General features: G+C 32.2%; 21 protein-coding genes and 1 tRNA gene. 13 read left to right on the forward strand and 9 right to left on the reverse strand.

Annotated elements, in window-relative coordinates; all coding sequences use genetic code 11:
- Nucleotides 1-142, forward strand: a 142-nt coding sequence (locus tag AB8B90_RS07780) for a T9SS type B sorting domain-containing protein (RefSeq protein ID WP_405335421.1), incomplete at its 5' end; no start/stop codon positions are given.
- 112 nt (nt 143-254) lie between these two features.
- On the opposite strand, the gene AB8B90_RS07785 is transcribed toward AB8B90_RS07780, so the two are convergent.
- Both AB8B90_RS07785 and AB8B90_RS07790 read right to left on the reverse strand, forming a co-directional pair.
- Nucleotides 255-1,772, reverse strand: coding sequence for an OmpP1/FadL family transporter (locus AB8B90_RS07785; RefSeq protein ID WP_405335385.1), 1,518 nt, complete (start codon nt 1,770-1,772; stop codon nt 255-257).
- A 36-nt stretch (nt 1,773-1,808) separates the two neighbouring features.
- Nucleotides 1,809-2,849 carry a hypothetical protein gene (locus AB8B90_RS07790; protein ID WP_405335387.1) on the reverse strand — a complete coding sequence of 347 codons (1,041 nt, stop codon included), beginning with the start codon at nt 2,847-2,849 and terminating at the stop codon, nt 1,809-1,811.
- Between the two features lie 294 nt (nt 2,850-3,143).
- Here AB8B90_RS07790 and proS point away from each other — a divergent pair, with 294 nt between their 5' ends.
- From proS to rpsT, 3 genes are all read left to right on the forward strand, one after another.
- Nucleotides 3,144-4,622, forward strand: coding sequence for a proline--tRNA ligase (gene proS / locus AB8B90_RS07795; RefSeq protein ID WP_405335389.1), 1,479 nt, complete (start codon nt 3,144-3,146; stop codon nt 4,620-4,622).
- Between the two features lie 144 nt (nt 4,623-4,766).
- Nucleotides 4,767-4,838: transfer RNA gene (locus AB8B90_RS07800), tRNA-Glu, on the forward strand.
- A gap of 24 nt (nt 4,839-4,862) precedes the next feature.
- Nucleotides 4,863-5,117 (forward strand): 30S ribosomal protein S20, encoded by a 255-nt coding sequence (gene rpsT / locus AB8B90_RS07805; RefSeq protein WP_405335391.1) that lies wholly within the window; start codon nt 4,863-4,865, stop codon nt 5,115-5,117.
- A gap of 145 nt (nt 5,118-5,262) precedes the next feature.
- Here rpsT and rho read toward each other — a convergent pair whose 3' ends face one another.
- Nucleotides 5,263-6,915: a transcription termination factor Rho gene (gene rho, locus AB8B90_RS07810; RefSeq protein WP_405335393.1), complete on the reverse strand. Its 1,653-nt coding sequence runs from the start codon at nt 6,913-6,915 to the stop codon at nt 5,263-5,265.
- 223 nt (nt 6,916-7,138) lie between these two features.
- On the opposite strand from rho, the gene AB8B90_RS07815 reads away from it, so the two are divergent.
- The gene (locus AB8B90_RS07815; protein ID WP_405335395.1) at nt 7,139-7,549 is read left to right on the forward strand and encodes a DUF4293 domain-containing protein; all 411 of its coding nucleotides are present in this window, start codon (nt 7,139-7,141) and stop codon (nt 7,547-7,549) included.
- Nucleotides 7,550-7,621: 72 nt separating this feature from the next.
- Here AB8B90_RS07815 and AB8B90_RS07820 read toward each other — a convergent pair whose 3' ends face one another.
- Entirely contained in the window at nt 7,622-8,119 is a 498-nt protein-coding gene (locus tag AB8B90_RS07820) for a metallophosphoesterase family protein (RefSeq protein WP_405335397.1), read from the reverse strand.
- 100 nt (nt 8,120-8,219) lie between these two features.
- On the opposite strand from AB8B90_RS07820, the gene truA reads away from it, so the two are divergent.
- Together truA and AB8B90_RS07830 are read left to right on the forward strand one after the other, a co-directional pair.
- Nucleotides 8,220-8,960: a tRNA pseudouridine(38-40) synthase TruA gene (gene truA, locus AB8B90_RS07825; protein ID WP_405335399.1), complete on the forward strand. Its 741-nt coding sequence runs from the start codon at nt 8,220-8,222 to the stop codon at nt 8,958-8,960.
- On the forward strand, nt 8,960-10,726 hold the full coding sequence (locus AB8B90_RS07830) for an ABC transporter ATP-binding protein (RefSeq protein WP_405335401.1): 1,767 nt from the start codon (nt 8,960-8,962) through the stop codon (nt 10,724-10,726). Before truA ends, AB8B90_RS07830 begins: the two co-directional genes overlap by 1 nt.
- 2 nt (nt 10,727-10,728) lie before the next feature.
- Here the strand turns inward: AB8B90_RS07830 and AB8B90_RS07835 are convergent, their stop codons facing one another.
- The 5 genes from AB8B90_RS07835 to folP all read right to left on the reverse strand — a co-directional run bounded on the left by AB8B90_RS07835 (nt 10,729) and on the right by folP (nt 14,595).
- Nucleotides 10,729-11,523, reverse strand: coding sequence for a DUF3667 domain-containing protein (locus tag AB8B90_RS07835; RefSeq protein WP_405335403.1), 795 nt, complete (start codon nt 11,521-11,523; stop codon nt 10,729-10,731).
- Complete coding sequence (locus AB8B90_RS07840; RefSeq protein WP_405335405.1) at nt 11,520-12,224, reverse strand: DUF3667 domain-containing protein; 705 nt, start codon at nt 12,222-12,224, stop codon at nt 11,520-11,522. The genes AB8B90_RS07835 and AB8B90_RS07840 overlap by 4 nt, the downstream gene beginning before the upstream one ends.
- A gap of 92 nt (nt 12,225-12,316) precedes the next feature.
- Entirely contained in the window at nt 12,317-13,099 is a 783-nt protein-coding gene (gene cdaA / locus AB8B90_RS07845; protein ID WP_405335407.1) for a diadenylate cyclase CdaA, read from the reverse strand.
- A 35-nt stretch (nt 13,100-13,134) separates the two neighbouring features.
- On the reverse strand, nt 13,135-13,824 hold the full coding sequence (locus AB8B90_RS07850; protein ID WP_405335409.1) for a hypothetical protein: 690 nt from the start codon (nt 13,822-13,824) through the stop codon (nt 13,135-13,137).
- Nucleotides 13,825-14,595 (reverse strand): dihydropteroate synthase, encoded by a 771-nt coding sequence (folP, locus tag AB8B90_RS07855; RefSeq protein WP_405335423.1) that lies wholly within the window; start codon nt 14,593-14,595, stop codon nt 13,825-13,827. It lies immediately after the preceding gene.
- Between the two features lie 130 nt (nt 14,596-14,725).
- Between folP and AB8B90_RS07860 the strand changes: the two genes are divergently transcribed.
- The 6 genes from AB8B90_RS07860 to AB8B90_RS07885 all read left to right on the forward strand — a co-directional run.
- A complete protein-coding gene (locus tag AB8B90_RS07860; protein ID WP_405335411.1) occupies nt 14,726-15,271 on the forward strand; it encodes a DUF1599 domain-containing protein in 546 nt (181 codons plus the stop codon).
- A gap of 20 nt (nt 15,272-15,291) precedes the next feature.
- The gene (locus AB8B90_RS07865; RefSeq protein WP_405335412.1) at nt 15,292-16,386 is read left to right on the forward strand and encodes a BT_3928 family protein; all 1,095 of its coding nucleotides are present in this window, start codon (nt 15,292-15,294) and stop codon (nt 16,384-16,386) included.
- A 14-nt stretch (nt 16,387-16,400) separates the two neighbouring features.
- A complete protein-coding gene (locus AB8B90_RS07870; protein WP_405335425.1) occupies nt 16,401-17,477 on the forward strand; it encodes an ABC transporter permease in 1,077 nt (358 codons plus the stop codon).
- 6 nt (nt 17,478-17,483) lie between these two features.
- Nucleotides 17,484-17,972, forward strand: a complete 489-nt coding sequence (locus AB8B90_RS07875; protein WP_405335414.1) for a TlpA family protein disulfide reductase — start codon at nt 17,484-17,486, stop codon at nt 17,970-17,972.
- A 38-nt stretch (nt 17,973-18,010) separates the two neighbouring features.
- Nucleotides 18,011-18,760 (forward strand): triose-phosphate isomerase, encoded by a 750-nt coding sequence (tpiA, locus tag AB8B90_RS07880; protein ID WP_405335416.1) that lies wholly within the window; start codon nt 18,011-18,013, stop codon nt 18,758-18,760.
- Between the two features lie 113 nt (nt 18,761-18,873).
- A partial coding sequence (locus AB8B90_RS07885) for a 50S ribosomal protein L11 methyltransferase (RefSeq protein WP_405335419.1) occupies nt 18,874-19,228 on the forward strand: 355 nt, incomplete at its 3' end.

Genomic DNA, 19,228 nt, shown 5'->3' on the forward strand with positions numbered 1-19,228 from the left:
AAGTCCAACAGGAGAAGGCTGGAACGGTAACTATAATGGAAACCCGATGCCAACAAGTGACTACTGGTTTGTTGTAGAGTACTTAGAACCAAATACATTAGAACAAAAAGAATTTAAAGCCCATTTCACCCTGAAAAGATAGGAATAGGTTTTACAAGAAATAAAATACTTAAAAAGGCTTTATGAATATTATCCATAAAGCCTTTTTTGTGTTGTACTATGAAGTATCTAAACTAATAGTGAGATAGTAGTTCTTAAAGCTTAAAAGCTAAAGAAAGTGTAACATTTGAATTAACTGAATCAACCGTTGCAGCATCAGTTAAACCAACAGAGTATAAAGGGTTATTCACCGTTCTTTCAGCCTGATCAAATGTAAGATCTAATCTTGTGTTTCCAAAATTATATCCTAAACCTAAAGAATACCCTGTTAAATCACTAACAAATGAATCATCTTCGTAAGGGCTTTCTTCAAAACGGTAACCACCTCTAAAGCTAAATTGTTTGAATTTATATTCACCTCCAAACCTGTAAGTGTTTGCAGCTTTAAAAATATTATTCATAACTTGGTTTTGCGAATTGAAAAAGGTGTCATTTTCAGGTCTAAATTCAATGTTTGAATAATCTCTTCTGGAATAATCAAAGCTCAGTAAACCTTTATTTCCAAAAATGTATGCAAGACTTCCTGAAATTTTACCAGGAGATCTTAATCTATATTCAGGAAAAATATTAATAATATTTGGGTTTACATTAGCCGTGAAACCTCCATTTATGTCATCAACAAATGTCGAAACACTTTGAGAAGTTTCTTCATTTATTCTAAACCAAGTAGGTGAATTATAGGTGAATCCAGCTCTTAATTCTTTTGTTAATTTAAGAATTGCGCCTAATTGAAAAGAAAACCCATTCCCAATAGTTAGTAAACTATTGTCGAAATTAACATTAGTAACCAATGATCCTGTGTTCGAGTTGCTTTCTCTTAAAGAAGTAAATTTTTCATAATTAATAAAATGAGCATTTAGGTTAATTCCTAAATACAATTTGTCTTCATATTGTGTTGCAGCATTAAAAGTCACTTTTCCATTATAACCTTGTGAAATATAATCATATTGTTGATCAAATGATCCTTCAGAAATATTAGAAAAATAAGCAGTATTACTATTGATGTCATTTACTGGTTCTAAAATAAAAGACTCATAGCCTAAAAATGCCTGCTGATTGCCATAACCATAAAATGAACCAATCTCTGAATAAGCTTGGGAAATCGTTTCACCAGTAAATCTAGAAATTTCATCAAGTCTTAAGCCTTCAGCATAAGCTAAAAAGTAATTATCAACAGAGTTTGTATTACTACCATTAGCAAACCATTGGTCATCATGATTTGCAGTTTTGTCATAGGCAACACTAATTACAAATTTTTTCCATGATGAATTTTCATTAGTATTTTGAAATACGAAAACTCCTCCTGCTTGATGTAAATCTATTTTTGAATCTGAATCAGAGTTTCTTCCATTAAAATAAGATACTTCATTATCAATGTTTAAACTAGACAATGAAAATGAGGCATGACTTCTATTAAAAACAGCTGATCCTGCTGGATTTAAACTTACAGCAGACATATCGCCTCCGAGGGCTCCAAAAGCACCACTTAAAGCTCTAAAACGAGCAGAGCCTTGTATGTTGTCTTCTGAGTATCTAAGTGCATCAGATATATCTTGAGCGAAAAGATTAGACATAGATAGGACACCTATGATTAATATAGTTAACTTTTTCATATAAATTTTTTAATTATTGGAAATTATATTTTTCTTTTATCTGCGACGACTAGAACCACTTCTGCTAGATGATCTTGTTGATCCAGAAGATCTTGAACTACTTCTTGAGCTTCCCATAGAAGAAGAACTACTTCTTCTAGGAGTAGTTGTCATTCTTGAGCTTGAAGATCTCGAACTATTAGAACGAGGTCTAGTTACATTGCTTCTGCTTCGAGTATTTGTTCTAGGCCTCACAGTACTATTGGATCTAGTTCTCGTATTATTTCTTCTTACCGTTGAACTGTTATTTCTTCTCGTTGTAGATCTTGTTACTGAACCACTTCTTGATGTTACACCTCGTCTTGTGACTATTGAAGAACCACGTCGAGAAACATTAGAATTATTACGTCTTGAAACAGAATTTCCATTTCTTCCATATGCTAAAGTAGAACCTCTACGGCCATTATTGAATGCTAAACCACGATTGTTATAATAGTATCCGTTAAATCCAGGAGGACACCAGAAATTATTTCCCCAACCTGCATTCCAACCCCAGCCTGCATTCCATCCCCATCCTGTGTTCCAGCCAAAACCTGTATTCCAACCCCAAGGTCTGTTCCATCCCCATCCTGCATTCCATCCCCAAGTGTTCCATCCCCAACCAAAACTATTGTTCCAAGCCCAGGCATTGTTAAAGCCCCAACCATTATTTATAAAGTTTATAGTTACATTATCATTGGCTTGTCCCCAACCTGCATATCCATTTTGAGTATCTTCTTCTTGATATTCATCTGAGTATTGTCCTTCATAAGAATCGATATCAGTAAAGATAACTTGTTCGTCTTCAGGGATGTCGCTATATTGGTTTGCTTTTTCGTTGAAATAGGCTTTGTAGTAGCTGCTATCGTCTGTATTTGTTGTGGTAGGAGTTTCAGACTTAGTTTCTGTCACTTCTTCATAAGCAACTTCATTGTCACTGTAAATACCATCGTTATCATAACCAACATATTGGTAAGACCCACAAGAAGCTAAAACAAACGTAAAGCTAAGTGCAACAAAAAATGGCAATTTCGTATTAAGATAGTTGTTGAATTGCATATTGATATATTTTTATTGTTGAACATTACAAAAATAGTTAGTTTTTATCAACTATTTTTTTATTTAACACAGTCACAATTTTTATGCCAAAACCCTCTATTTAGTAGAAAATCGTATAGATGTAATTGTTTATCACAGAAATAATCTATTAGAATTCTTGTATTCTTAATACCTCCTAAAACTAAGAAATGACATAAGCTTCGTTTTTATTGTCTAACATTATAAAAATTAGTTAGTTTTGCTGAACTAATTTTAGATTTAATAATCACAATTTTTGTGCGAATTCAATAAATAATGAGTAAAAATCTTACAAGTAGAGCTGAAGACTATTCAAAATGGTATAATGAATTAGTTGTAAAAGCTGATTTAGCTGAAAATTCAGCAGTGCGTGGATGTATGGTTATTAAACCCTATGGATATGCTATATGGGAAAAAATGCAAGCTGAGCTTGATCGAATGTTTAAAGATACAGGACATCAAAATGCATACTTCCCTCTATTTGTCCCAAAAAGCTTATTTGAAGCTGAAGAAAAAAATGCTGAGGGTTTTGCTAAAGAATGCGCTGTTGTTACCCATTACAGGTTACAAAACGATCCAGATAATGATGGTAAATTACGTGTTGATCCAGAAGCTAAACTAGAAGAAGAGTTAGTTGTTAGACCAACAAGTGAAGCTATCATTTGGAATACTTACAAAGGTTGGATACAAAGTTATAGAGATTTGCCAATATTGATTAATCAATGGGCCAATGTTGTGAGATGGGAGATGAGAACACGTTTATTTTTGCGTACTGCAGAATTTTTATGGCAAGAAGGTCATACTGCACATGCTACTAAAAAAGAAGCGTTGACAGAGGCAGAATTAATGAATAATGTTTACGCTGATTTTGCTGAAAACTTTATGGCAATACCTGTTATAAAAGGTGTTAAAACTGAGAGTGAACGATTTGCAGGTGCAGTTGAGACGTTTTGTATTGAAGCTCTAATGCAAGATGGAAAAGCGCTTCAAGCAGGTACTTCACATTTTTTAGGCCAAAATTTCGCAAAGGCTTTTGATGTCAAATTCACTAACAATGAAGGTCAGCTTGATTATGTTTGGGCAACTTCATGGGGAGTTTCTACTCGTTTAATGGGTGCGTTAATTATGACACATAGTGATGATAAAGGCCTGGTATTACCTCCAAACTTAGCGCCATCGCAAGTAGTAATTGTTCCTATTTATAAAACTGATGAACAATTAGAAATTATAACCAATAAGGCTAATGATATAATAAAAGCATTAAAAGCAATAGGTGTATCTTGTAAGTTTGATAGTAGAACAACTCATAGACCAGGAGCAAAGTTTGCGCAACATGAATTGCAAGGAGTTCCTTTAAGAATTGCTATTGGACCTAAAGACCTTGAAAATGGAACTATCGAATTAGCTAGACGTGATACGTTGACGAAAGAGATTGTTGATATGTCTGATTTAGTTGATAAAGTCAATGGTTTGTTAAAGTCGATTCAAGAAGAATTATTCACTAAAGCGTTAAATTTTAGAGATTCTCATATCACAGAAGTTGATGACTTTGAAACGTTTAAAAAAGTCTTAGATACAAAAACTGGCTTTATTTCTGCACATTGGGATGGTACAACAGAAACGGAACTTAAGATTAAAGAATTAACGAAGGCAACCATACGGTGTATTCCTTCTGATTCAAAAAGCATAGAAGGGAAGTGTGTTTACACAGGAAAAACTTCCTCTAGAAGAGTATTATTTGCTAAAGCATATTAATTTTTTTGAAAAAACTTTAGTAAGGTGTTGCAACATTTAAAAATAGTTGTATTTTTGCATCCGCAATGAATAATTGCACGTTCATTTGAAAAGTAAGATTATCTATTAATAATAGTTAGTTTTACAATTAAATAAAAAACAAATGGCCCGTTCGTCTATCGGCTAGGACGCATGGTTTTCATCCATGTAAGAGGGGTTCGATTCCCCTACGGGCTACAATTTTTAATAAGAAAAAATACAATGGCAAATCATAAGTCAGCTTTAAAGAGAATAAGAAGTAACGAAGCAAAGCGTTTAACCAACAGGTATCAGCATAAAACAACTCGTAATGCTATCAAGAAATTACGTGAAATGGAGAAAGCTAAAGATGCTAAAGCATTTTTACCTTCAGTTATTTCAATGATTGATAAATTAGCTAAGAAAAATGTTATTCATAATAATAAAGCCGCTAATTTAAAATCTAATTTAACGAAGCATGTAGCGACATTAAAATAACAAACTTTTAACTTTAATATATTAAAGCTTCTCTTTTGAGAGGCTTTTTTTATTCAAGATATATTCGGTCTAAAAGTAATTGATAAAAAAAAGCCTTGATTAATAATCAAGGCTTTTTTGTTTTATATAATTGGAATAATGTCTGCTAACCATTCATTGAAACTAAGAATTCTTCATTGTTTCTCGTTTGTTTAAATCGATCATTAATAAATTCCATTGCTTCAAAAGGATTCATATCTGCTAGATACTTTCGCATTACCCACATTCTTTGTATTGTAGTTTCATCTAATAATATATCATCACGACGAGTACTAGAAGATGTTAAATCAATTGCTGGGAAAATTCTTCGATTCGAAATTTTACGATCAAGCTGTAATTCCATATTACCAGTTCCTTTAAACTCTTCAAAAATCACTTCATCCTTTTTCGAACCAGTTTCAGTAAGAGCTGTAGCAATAATTGTGAGTGAACCTCCATTTTCAATATTTCGAGCAGCGCCAAAGAAACGTTTTGGTTTATGTAATGCATTAGCATCTACACCTCCACTTAAAATTTTACCAGATGCTGGTTGAACTGTATTGTAAGCTCTTGCCAAACGTGTAATCGAATCTAATAAAATAACCACATCATGTCCGCATTCAACTAAACGTTTTGCTTTTTCTAAAACGATATTCGCAATTCTAACGTGTTCATGCGCTTCTTTATCAAACGTAGAGGCTATTACTTCTCCTTGAACGTTACGTTGCATATCTGTAACTTCTTCAGGGCGTTCATCAATTAATAGAATCATTTGATACACTTCTGGATGATTTGCTGCAATAGCGTTTGCAACATCCTTCAATAGCATAGTTTTACCTGTTTTGGGTTGTGATACAATCATACCACGTTGCCCTTTTCCGATTGGTGAAAATAAATCCATTATTCGTGTAGAAATAGTACTTTGCTTTTCAGCAATGTTAAATTTCTCTTGTGGAAACAAAGGAGTTAAATGTTCAAATGAAACACGATCTCTAACCACTTCTGGTTTTTGACCATTAATTTTACTTACCTTTATTAGTGGGAAATATTTTTCGCCTTCTTTTGGTGGTCGAACGTGACCTAATACAGTATCTCCAGTCTTTAATCCGAATAAACGAATTTGAGATTGTGATACATAAATATCATCAGGTGATGATAAATAGTTGTAATCAGACGAGCGTAAAAACCCATAACCATCTTGCATGATATCTAAAACACCTTCACTTTCTATGATGGCATCAAATTCAAAATCTGGTTCTCTGTAACGGTTACGACTATCTTTATTACCGTTATTTTTATTGTCTTTAGAACGTGGATTGTTTTTGTTGTTATCATTCTTCTGACGATTATTTTGCTTATTGTCATTAGAATTTTTTGAACGATTATCGTTGTTCTGATTGTTGTTTCTCTGGTTATTATTTCTATTATCTCTTTTGTCATTAGAATGAGATTTTGGAGATTTCTCCTCTTTTTTCTCATCTAAGTCCATCTTCTGCTGTTGAGCAGGCTTTTCATTCTGTTTATTGTCATCTTGTTTTTTGTCAACACGAACTCTTGGCTTTCTTTGTTGTTGTGCAGGTTTCTTCTGTTCTACTTTTTTTGCAGGTTCAGGTTTTGCAACTTCTTTTTTTACCGCATCAGGATTAGCTGCTTGAAAATCAAGTATTTGATAAACAAGGTCTAATTTTTTTAAACTACGGTATTTTGGAACTTTTAATTTTTGAGCTATTTCCTGAAGTTCAGGAAGCTTTTTTGCTTTTAATTCGGAAATTTCGAACATGTATGTTTAATAATTAAGTTTTTTTAAACTGAAATTGATTTAATCCTTACTTTTCTGAAAAATGTGCTTAGTGGGAAAAATTTGAAAAAAATCGGAAGATTAAATAATACGTTATACTGTTGATAACAAATTATATATGCAATAATACAATTTTATTTTTAAAATTTAATACAACTTTTAAAAAGAAACTATTAATTTTGTGCCTCGTTAATAAAGCTATTAAATGATTCAACGCATACAAACCATATATCTTTTATTATCAGCTGCAGTGTCGGCTGGTTTGATATTTGTATTTCACTTATGGACTAACAGTGATGATGTCCTAGTGTTTGCTAAAGATGAATATTTGTATTTGGGCTTGTTTTTAGGATCAGCTTTATTATCTTTAATCTCAATCATTAGTTTTAAAAACAGGAAGTTTCAATTTGTTTTGGGACGACTTAATATCATATTAAACTTTATTTTATTAGGATTTTTTGTGTATCAATTACTAATACCACCTGGAGAGAGTCATATCTCTGAGAAAGGTGTTGGGATATTCATACCTATTTTATCTATCGTGTTATTGGTTTTAGCCAATAAAGCCATAAAAAAGGATGAAGATCTCGTAAAATCTGTCGATCGATTACGATAAACCCTATTATCTTAATTATTTTAGTGCGTAAACCCAAGGTGAAGATCTTGGGTTTTTTTTATGGTATTCTTTTTAATAACGCTTTGGAAATTCTATGACTTCTAGATTATCAATTTTCTTACCGTCAATTGTAAAACGAAGCATCGTACGTACTTTATGAAAACCGTGTTTACCAACTGCTCCTGGATTCATATGAATTAAATTATAACGTTTATCAGACACAACTTTTAGTATATGAGAATGTCCAGAAATAAAGATTTTTGGAGGGTTTATTTTTATTACCTCACGAGTTCTCATATTGTATTTAGGAGGATAACCACCAATATGTGTCATCCAAACATCAATATCTTCACATTTAAAACGATTGTTTTCAGGAAATTCTAATCTAGCTTTATCATCATCTATGTTCCCGTAAACAGCACGTAAAGGTTTTAGTTTTATTATACTATCTGTAACCTTCAAATTTCCAATATCACCAGCATGCCATACTTCATCAGCTTGTTTGACATATTTCAATATGTCATCATCAATATAACTATGTGTGTCTGATAGTAAAAGGATTTTTGTCATGCTTTTTTTCGCTAAAGCGGAAATCTGTTAATTATGTTAATCTAGAATGAAAACTGTTAAAACTAGTTATCTTTGTGCTTTTACAAAAATACAGGTTTACTTGAGATATTTTATCGAATTATCATATAATGGAAAAGCTTATCATGGATGGCAAATTCAGCCTAATGCCATTTCGGTTCAGCAGGTTTTAGAAGAAGCACTTTCTAAACTACTGCAAATTGATATTTCAATAATGGGAGCTGGTAGAACTGATGCTGGTGTTCATGCTTCACAAATGTTTGCTCATTTTGATTGTGATAAAATTATTGATACTAATTTGGTTTTTAAGTTGAATTCATTTCTTCCAAATGATATTGCTATTCATAATATTTTTCAAGTTAAAGATGATGCACATGCACGATTTAATGCACTAAGTAGAGCTTATGTGTATAAGATTTCTAAGTCTAAAAATGTGTTTAATTTTGAACATACATATATGTTACATCATGATTTAGATGTAAATGCAATGAACGAAGCTTGTGATATCTTATTGACCTATAAAGATTTTCAATGCTTTTCTAAAGTTCACACAGATGTAAAAACGTATAATTGCAATATTATGTCTGCAAAATGGACCATTGAAAATAAAGAGCTTCATTTTATAATAAGAGCTGATCGTTTTTTAAGAAATATGGTAAGAGCAATTGTAGGTACGATGATAAACATAGGCTTGGGTAAAATGAAGGTTGAAGAATTACATAATGTCATTCAATCAAAAGATAGAGGAGAAGCAGGTTTTTCAGTTCCTGCTCATGGATTATATTTGACAAAAATTGAATATCCAAATAACATCAAAAATTAATGGCTAACGAAAAGAAAAAAGTATTTGATGTAACGCTATTTAAGCGACTACTACAATATATAAAACCATACAAACTAGTGTTTTTTGTATCATTGGTTTGTGTTGTAGGGCTTGCCATTTTCGGCGCTCTTAGGCCTTATGTATTACAGCAAGCTATTGATAATCACATTGCATTAAAGCAATATGATGGTTTTCTATTTTACATCATTGCTATGCTAGTCTTACTTACACTTGAAGTGATTAGTCAATTACTTTTTATTTATTATGCAAGTTGGCTAGGGCAATCTGTTGTTAAAGATATTAGAGTGAAATTGTATCAGCATGTCCTAAATTTTAGAATGAAATACTATGATCAATCTTCAGTTGGTGTTTTGATTACCAGAACAGTAACTGACATGGAGCGTATCGCTGATATTTTTGGACAAGGACTTTTTATGATATTTAGTGATGTTTTAAAAATGTTAGTTGTTGGTGGTATGATGTTTTACATCAATTGGAAACTGAGTTTGATAGCATTTGTGACAATGCCAATTGTATTATTTGCTACAAAAATATTTCAAAAATATATGAAGCGAGCTTTTGAAGAAGTGCGAACAGAAGTGTCGAATCTAAATTCATTTGTTCAAGAACGTGTAACTGGAATGAAAATCCTTCAGCTATTTACTCGTGAAGATATTGAATATAAAAAGTTTAAAGCCATTAATGAACGACACAAAAAAGGTTGGTTAAAAACAGTTTGGTATAACTCTGTGTTTTTTCCAATTGCAGACTTATTATCTTCAATTACATTAGGAACTATTATTTGGGTTGGTGGTATTAGTGTCGTGTTTAGTGGTACAGCTTCTGAAGGTCAATTATTTGCATTTATCATGTTTGTACCAATGTTATTTAGACCACTAAATCAAATTGCAAATAAGTTTAATACGCTTCAAATGGGTATGGTTGCTGCAGATCGTGTTTTTAAAGTGTTAGATACAACCTCACAAATTGATGATTCAGGAACTACTATCGCTTCAGATTTTAAAGGTAATCTTACATTTAAGGATGTACATTTTTCATATGTTGAAAATGAAGAAGTTCTTAAAGGCATTTCACTAAATGTCAATCCAGGCGATACTGTCGCAATAGTTGGTGCTACAGGAGCAGGAAAATCAACAATCATTAATTTACTAAATCGTTTTTACGACATTCAAAAAGGAACGATATGTATTGACGGAATTGATATTAAGAGTTTAACTCTAAAATCACTTCGTTCTCAAATTGCAGTTGTTTTGCAAGATGTTTTCCTGTTTGCTGATACAATTTTCAATAATATAACACTTAAAAACCCTAATATAACTGAAGCACAAGTTCACCAAGCAGCAAAAGACATTGGTATACATAAATTTATTATGAGTCTGCCTAATGGCTATCAGTATAACGTAAAGGAAAGAGGAGTTATGTTGTCTTCTGGACAGCGACAACTCATTTCATTTTTAAGGGCTTATGTTACCAATCCTAGTATTTTGGTCTTAGATGAAGCTACATCTTCCGTAGATTCTTATTCTGAGCAATTAATTCAAGATGCAACAGATAAAATAACTAAAGGGAGAACGTCTATTGTAATTGCACATCGCTTAGCAACAGTTCAAAAAGCCGATCAGATTATTGTTATGGATGAAGGTCGTATTGTTGAAAAAGGCACACATGAGGAGCTTCTTAAAAAAGAAGACGGTTATTATAGAAATCTGTACGAAGTTCAGTTTTTGAATGCAGAAGTTGCATAATATTAGTTTTTTGGTCTGAATCCTTCAAAAACTTTCATTAATGCTTCTTTTCCTTCAAAGAAGTAAATAGCTATAAACACTACGATTACAGCAAGGAAATATAATATCATATACGTAAAAAGAGATAAAATCATTCTACCAAAGATTTCAGCGGTACTTATTTTATATAGTTTTTTAAAGCAATAGGAAATATAAATAATTTGGACTGGCATATTTATATAAGTAACAAGTCCAAGATCACGACCCATTGAGGCTCCAATGACATTTATGACAGCGCCAAATAGTGAGAGAATTGCCATCATATAAGTGAATGCGATAATATGCTCCACATAGTTATACTTTTTATTATCAAAAAAAACAATTCTAGAAATGATGGCATAGATAGGTACAGACAACATCATAATTATTGAAGAATAGTCTTGTGCAAAACTAAAAACGTTTTCGAGCATTGATTCGTTTCCACCAACAGCTAAAGATGATAAATTAAGTTGCTCAGGAAAAAACCTTCTTAAAACTAACCATTCTAAACCAACTAGAGTTAAAGTAAGACCGAAGAAACTAATGGGATTTACATAACGTTTTCTTACACCACTAATATAACCTCCAATAACAACTTCTGGTTGTTTAATTAAGTCGATTATTGTTCTTAATAATTTATTATCGTAGTTAAAAAAGGTTTCACTGACGTGTTCAAATAAGTTTCTGAATGTTAATCTGTTTCTAATGACTTTTCCACCACAACTATTACAAAATTGGCTGTGTTCTGAAAGTTCGGTATGACAGTTTTTGCAATTCATCTACTTTTTATAAAATATATTGTAATAGCGACAATAAGAATTAGCAATATCATAATGATAATGAAAATAAAGCCTAATGCAGCCATTACTAATAAGAAATAGGCAAGCGTCATTAAAATTGAAGTGTTAAACACACGCTTTAAGACATAAAAGAAATAACAGAAAATAAAAATAGTACTAATTGTGGATATTAAAATAAAATCAACTCCCAAACACAATAGTATAATCGTTACAAAAGCATTAATAATGATGACTTGCGCTGAATAGTACAAATTTAGGATTAAATGCTCTGTAAAGTTATACTGTCTCAAACCAGCAATCCAATAAGCTAGCCAAGTAGAAATAGCTGAAAATGGAATACTCAGCACATAGAAAACACTTTGATAATTATTGTAATCTTCATATTTGAGATCTTTAAAAGGGTTGTTTTCTTGATTTTCAGGATTAGCCATTGGTCCAAACATATTTGGATCTATTTCCATAGCTTCTTTAAAAAAAGTATTCATTAAAAACACTTGAATACCAACCAAAGTCAATGAAATTGCAAAATACTGGATAACGTTTACGTATTTCTTACGTGTACCATTGATAAAGCCATTGATAACCGCATCAGGTTTTTTAAATAAATGTAAAAAGGTCTTTAGAAACTTATTGTCTATATTTAAAAACTGTTCGTTAATATCTGCAGCAATACTCTTCATTGTCAATCGATTTTTTACGATTTTTGCACCACAAAGCGGACAATAATTTATGAGTTTACTTAACGAGGTATTACAGTTTTTACACTCCATAATTACACCAAATCTTTCTTTAAAAGGTTAAGCAATTCTTCTATGTTTTCAAACATGACAAACTCACCATTTTTCAGGTATGATACTTGACCAGTCTCTTCACTTACAACCAAAGCAATAGCATCTGTTTTTTCTGTAATACCTACTGCAGCACGATGTCTTAATCCAAACCTTTGAGGAATATTTTTTTCATTGTTTACAGGAAGAATCACTCGCGTTGCTTTTACGATATTATTATCAATAATAATAGCCCCATCGTGTAAGGGACTATTTTTAAAGAAAATACTTTCGATGATCGGTTGGGTGACCTTAATATTCATTTCATCACCTGTATTAAGTAAGAAATCTAAATTATTATTACGTTCTAAAACAATTAAAGCTCCAGTTTTTGTACTTCCCATTTTATGACATGCAGCAACAATGGCATCAACATTAGTTTCAGTTTCTATATCACTTTTTAAGAATTTCATTTTACTGAATAACTTACCACGACCACTTAAATTTGTAGATCCAACCATAAGTAAGAATTTCCGAATTTCTGGCTGAAAGACGACTATTAAGGCAATAATACCAACCTTCATAAAGCCATCAAAAATGTTGTGAAGCATTTGCATCTCCAATAGGTTGGTGATTTTCCAAACCGTATATATGATAATGATTCCTATAAAAATATTAATTGCAACAGTGCCTTTTACAAGCTTATAGATGTAGTAGAGTAGTATCGCGACGAGAAAAACGTCGATAAAATCTATAATCCCAAAATCCCAAAATTTGAATTTCTCCAAGGTTAGCGTGTTTATGTAAATGTAATAATTTATGCTTAATAAATGAATTCGTTGTTGTCAATTGAAATTCCTTTATCTGTTATGCTTTGTATTTTAGACTTAATACTGATGTATTCTTGAAAGCTTAATTTTGAATTGAACATAAAATAGAGCTTCACATCTTGTTCTGTTTTAAAGTATTCATAAATTTTATTAATCACATTATTGATGTTAGAGTAGATTTCAGTGTTTGATTTTTCTTTGTAAGAAGATTCTAAAATATAATTATTCTTTGAAATGACATTTAAGGCTAAACTCATTTTTTCATATCGTGGTTTATTACTAAAAAAATCTCTTAGTGAAACACTTTGATACATCACTTCGGTAAACTCAATAAACCCTAAATTATGAATACTTGTGTCATTACAGGTGTAATAATTTTTGGCATTTTCGTTTTTATGCATTTGTGCATTTCGTTTTTTATCTTGCAAGAATTTTATCTTAGGAATGGCTTGCTGCAAAGTTAAACGCTTATCTACATTAAATAACCAATTGGTAGTTCCAATCAAATTTTTACGATTGAGTTCTACGCTGTCTGGTTGTGTTTCATCATAAAAAATATATGCAGGCGATATATCAAGAACTTCAGTGGTCTTGGCATATTCTATTTCTGGTAATAATACAGATTTATCATTTCCACATGAAAAAAATAATAGTGTAAATAGGAAGATATAAATAGATTTCATTTAATGAAGTTGCTGGGTTAGTTTAATGCATTCTAGCGCTTCTTTAACATCATGCACTCTTAAAATAGAAGCTCCTTTTTGTAACGCAATAGTATTTAGAACAGTTGTTCCATTTAGTGCTTTTTCTGCTGAAGATTCTAAGGTTTTGTATATCATCGATTTTCTAGACAGACCAGCTAAAACAGGTAAGTCAGTCATTTTAAAAAGCTCTAGCTTATTTAGAAGCTCATAATTTTGTTCCAAAGTTTTAGCAAATCCAAAACCAGGATCAATTATTAAGTCATGTATTCCTAATGTTCTTGCTTTATTAATTCGTTCAGAAAAATAAAATATTATGTCTTTTACTAAATCATCATATTCTGTTTGTTGTTGCATCGTTTTCGGATTCCCTCTCATATGCATCATGATGTAAGGAACTTTTAAAATTGCCACTGTTTTTAACATCTTGTCATCTAAATGACCAGCAGAAATATCATTTATCATACATGCTCCAGCTTCAATACATTGCTTAGCGACTTCACTTCTAAAAGTATCAATAGACAATTTCACCTCAGGAAAGTTTTTAATAAGTAAATCTACTATAGGTAAGATGCGCTCCAATTCTTCAGGCTCGCTTATGTGGTCTGCATTAGGTTTAGAACTGTAAGCACCAACATCAATAAAGGTTGCACCTTCTTCAAGCATTTGATCTACTTGTCGCATCACAGCTGAAGAATTTCTAAATCGTCCACCATCATAAAATGAATCTGGAGTCACATTCAGAATACCCATTACTTTTGGTTGACTGAGGTCTATTAATTGTCCTTTACAATTGATGGTTTTGTTCAAAACTATATAGTGTCGTTAAAGTTTTTAAATCTGATTAATTTATGCGAAATTTACGGAAAATTAAATGTTTTAGATGCAAGATACTTCAAAACAATATGATGAGGTCATTTCACAATGTAGAAGCCTTTTTATTAATAAAATGAAAGACTACGGAAGTGCATGGCGAATTTTAAGGCTACCATCATTAACGGATCAAATTTATATAAAGGCTCAACGCATAAGAGGATTGCAACAAAATGCTGAACGTAAGGTTGATGAAGGTGAAGTGAGTGAGTTTATAGGTATAATCAATTATTGTACAATGGCTTTAGTTCAGTTAGAAAAAGGAGTTGTAGAACAACCTGATTTGTCTGTTGATGAAGCAACTGCATTGTATGATGATAAAATTGCAATTACCAAACAATTGATGATGGATAAGAATCATGATTATGGTGAAGCTTGGAGAGATATGAGAGTAAGTAGCTTAACCGATCTGATTTTACAAAAATTGTTACGTGTCAAACAAATTGAAGACAATGCTGGACAAACTCTAGTGAGTGAAGGTATTGATGCTAATTATCAAGACATGATTAATTACTCTGTCTTTGCAATGATACATTTAAGCGAAACAAATCAGTAAAACCGCTTTATTCAAAATATATGAAAGCACTAGTCAATATCTGTAGAATTTTAGTTGGAGGATTATTTATCTTTTCAGGATTTATCAAACTAAATGACCCTTTAGGGTTTTCATATAAACTTCAAGAATATTTTAGCTACGACGTTTTAGATCTTCCTGTATTTATACCTTATGCATTAGGACTTTCAGTCTTCGTTGTTGTATTTGAAGTGATATTAGGCGTTTTTTTACTCATAGGTTATAAACCAAAATTTACCGTTTGGAGTTTATTAGGAATGATTGTCTTTTTTACCTTTCTAACCTTTTATGCTGCTTATTTTGACAAAGTAAAAGATTGTGGTTGTTTTGGTGATTTTCTCAAGTTAACGCCATGGCAATCTTTTGGTAAAGATGTCATTTTATTAGTACTAATTTTAGTGTTATTCATCGGGCAAAAACACATCAAGCCTATCATGAGTCAGTTTGGTGTAACGGTTAGTGCCTTGCTAAGTTTTATTGTTTGTCTTTGGTTTGGATATCATGTATTAATGCATTTGCCAAGCTTCGATTTTAGAGCCTATAAAATTGGTGATAATCTTCAGCAAAATATGGAATTACCTGCCGATGCTAAAGATGCAATAATAGATTACCATTGGACTTACATGCTAGATGGTAAAGAACAAAAGATTACAGATCGTGGTCGTGGACCAAAAACCTATGATAAAATTGTTGGAGTAGAAACGGAAACAGTACAGGAAGGTGATGTGCCTAAAATTCAAGATTTTTCTATAGAATCTCAATCTGAAGATTTAACACAACAATTTTTAGAAACTGAAAAACTAGTCATGATCGTATCGTATAATCTAGATAAGGCTGAAGTTGATGGTATGGCAAAATTGAAAACTATGGCAGATGAGGCTAACAAAAAAGGCTATGCAGTTATTGGTTTAACCGCTTCCGGAGCAGACAAGAAAGAAGAAATTCAACAAACATATAATTTAGATGCCGAATTCTATCTTTGTGATGAAAAAGTGCTAAAAACGATTGTTCGTGCCAATCCTGGTATTGTGGTTCTTGAAAAAGGAACAGTAACTCAAAAAGTCCATTGGAATGATGTTGACGATTTAAATTTTTAAAAAATAAAACACGTCTGATAAGATATATTCTAAATAAAACCTTTTATACTTTACTCACTTTATTTGGAGTAGTTACTGTTATTTTCTTTTTATTTAATGTATTGCCAGGAGATCCAGCACAAATGATGCTCGGGCAAAATGAGGACAGCCAACAGATAGCAGCAGTAAAAGCCAAATACGGATTTGACAAACCTATTTCTACACAGTACTTGTATTACCTTAATGATGTTTCTCCCTTATCGTTTCATTCAACAAACCCTGAAGACTACACGTTTTTAGCTAACGGAAAATATAGTGCTAGTAGCTTATTTACTTTAGGTCAAACTACAACGGTTGTGAAGTTTCCATACTTAAGAGAATCGTTTACCAAACAAGGAAAAAAAGTATCTCAAGTTATAAGTGAAACATTGCCAAACACTGCAGTTCTTGCAGTGTCAGCTATTTTTATTGCGATTATTTTAGGTGTTTTCCTCGGCATTATTTCAGCATTGTACAAAGATAGATGGCTAGATAAAACCATTCAAATATTTAGTACACTTGGTATGAGTGTGCCTTCTTTTTTTAGTGCGATATTATTTGCTTGGTGTTTTGGTTATGTACTACATGAATACACAAACCTTGAGATGACAGGTAGTTTGTATGAACTCGATGATTTCGGTGAGCGCATGCAAATCAAATGGAAAAACTTGATTCTCCCAGCAATCGTTTTAGGTATTCGTCCTTTAGCAGTCGTCATTCAATTAATGCGTAATTCTTTACTAGAAGTTTTTAATCAAGATTACATAAGAACTGCAAGAGCTAAAGGATTAACCGAATTTCAAATCATAACAAGACATGCTGTTAAAAATGCTTTAAACCCTGTTGTAACAGCTATATCTGGATGGTTTGCTTCTATGTTGGCTGGAGCAGTATTTGTGGAGTATATTTTTGGTTGGAATGGTTTAGGAAAAGAAATTGTAAATGCACTAAACACATTAGACTTACCAGTTATTATGGGTTCCGTACTCATAATAGCGCTTTTGTTTATCATTATCAATATCTTTGTAGATATCATTTATGGATGGCTCGATCCTAAAGTGAAACTAGAATAAAAGCAGATGAAACCAATCCTCACTATTCTTATTTGTGTATTCCTATTTACGGGCTGTTATAAAACGGTGCAAACTCAATTTTCTGAGGCTGTTTTGAAAGAAGAATACATTGATTTAGCAGGTAATTCTATAACATTTGGAGATATCCTTTCTAAGTATGGAGGGAAACAAATTGTTATTGATGTATGGGCAAGTTGGTGTCGCGACTGTATAGTTGGTTTGCCAGAGCTGAGAGCGTTACAAAAAGAGAAACCTGATGCTGTGTATTTGTTTTTATCAGCAGATAGAAAAATTGAAACTTGGAAACGTACCATAAAAAAGCATAATATCGAAGGTGAACATTACTTCATGCCCAAAGGAACAAAAGGGCGTTTAGGAGATTTTGTTGATATCGATTGGATACCAAGATATATGATTGTAGATGCAACTGGACGAATAGAATTATTTGAAGCGATTGAAGCTAATGATCCTTCAATAAAAGACATATTAAAATAAGTATAACTTAAAATACACCTGCTTTAGCAGGCAAAGAGATGAGAAAACACATTGTAGCAGGAAATTGGAAATTGAATAACAATTTAAATCAGACAGAAACGCTTATTTCAGAACTTAAACAACAAACTAAAACTTCAGATGCTGAAGTTATGATTGCACCAACATTTGTAAACTTATGGCATGCGTTTCAAGCAACAAAACAAGATGATATTGAAGTCATTTCGCAAAACATGCACTTTGCAGAAAACGGAGCGTATACAGGAGAAATAAGTGCAGACATGTTAAAAAGTATCGGAATTCAAACCGTTATTTTAGGACATAGTGAACGTCGTGCATACTTTAACGAAACAGATGAATCTTTAGCAAAAAAAGTAGATGCAGCCTTAGTAAATAATATGAGAGTGATTTTTTGTTTTGGTGAAGAATTAGCAGATCGTAAGGCTGGAAAAGAAGCGTCTGTAGTTGAAAGTCAAATTAAAAATGCGTTATTTCATTTAGAGCCATCTGCGTTCAAACATATCGTTTTAGCTTACGAACCTGTTTGGGCCATTGGTACTGGTGAAACTGCGAGTCCAGAACAAGCGCAAGACATGCACGCATTTATTAGAAAAACGCTAGCAACCAAATATGGAAACGCAATTGCAGATGATATGACAATTCTTTATGGCGGAAGTGTGAAGCCAGGGAATGCTAAAGAAATTTTTTCAAAACCAGATGTTGATGGAGGATTGATTGGTGGAGCAGCTTTAAAAGCTGAAGATTTTTATGCGATTGTCAATGCGTTTTAAATAAATGATGGCGTTTCCAACCATTGGTTGGTCGTGCTATACACTATATCTTTTTTGTTGTAAACAAAAAAGGATGCCGTTTCTATCACTAACGCAACTGTTTAATTAATATCATGTCAAATACAATATATTTAGGTTATTATTTCAAGGTCACACCACTTCAGCCTGCAGTAGAAATTCTCATTGCAGAACTTGGTTATGCAGGATTTGAGAGTTTTGTAGAGACCGAAGAAGGGCTTACAGCTTACATTCAAAAAGAGGAGTGGTTCAAAGATATACTTAACGATATTCAAATACTTAAATCAGAAGAATTTGAAATATCTTATAGTTCCGAAGAGATTGAACAAACCAACTGGAATTCAGAATGGGAAAAGAATTTTAATCCTATTATTGTTGATAATTTAGTTAGTGTTCGTGCTCCTTTTCATGAAAAACCAAACACTAAATTTGATATCATTATCGAACCCA

This window comes from Psychroserpens sp., assembly GCF_045105015.1.
In the GTDB taxonomy this organism is placed as follows: domain Bacteria; phylum Bacteroidota; class Bacteroidia; order Flavobacteriales; family Flavobacteriaceae; genus Psychroserpens.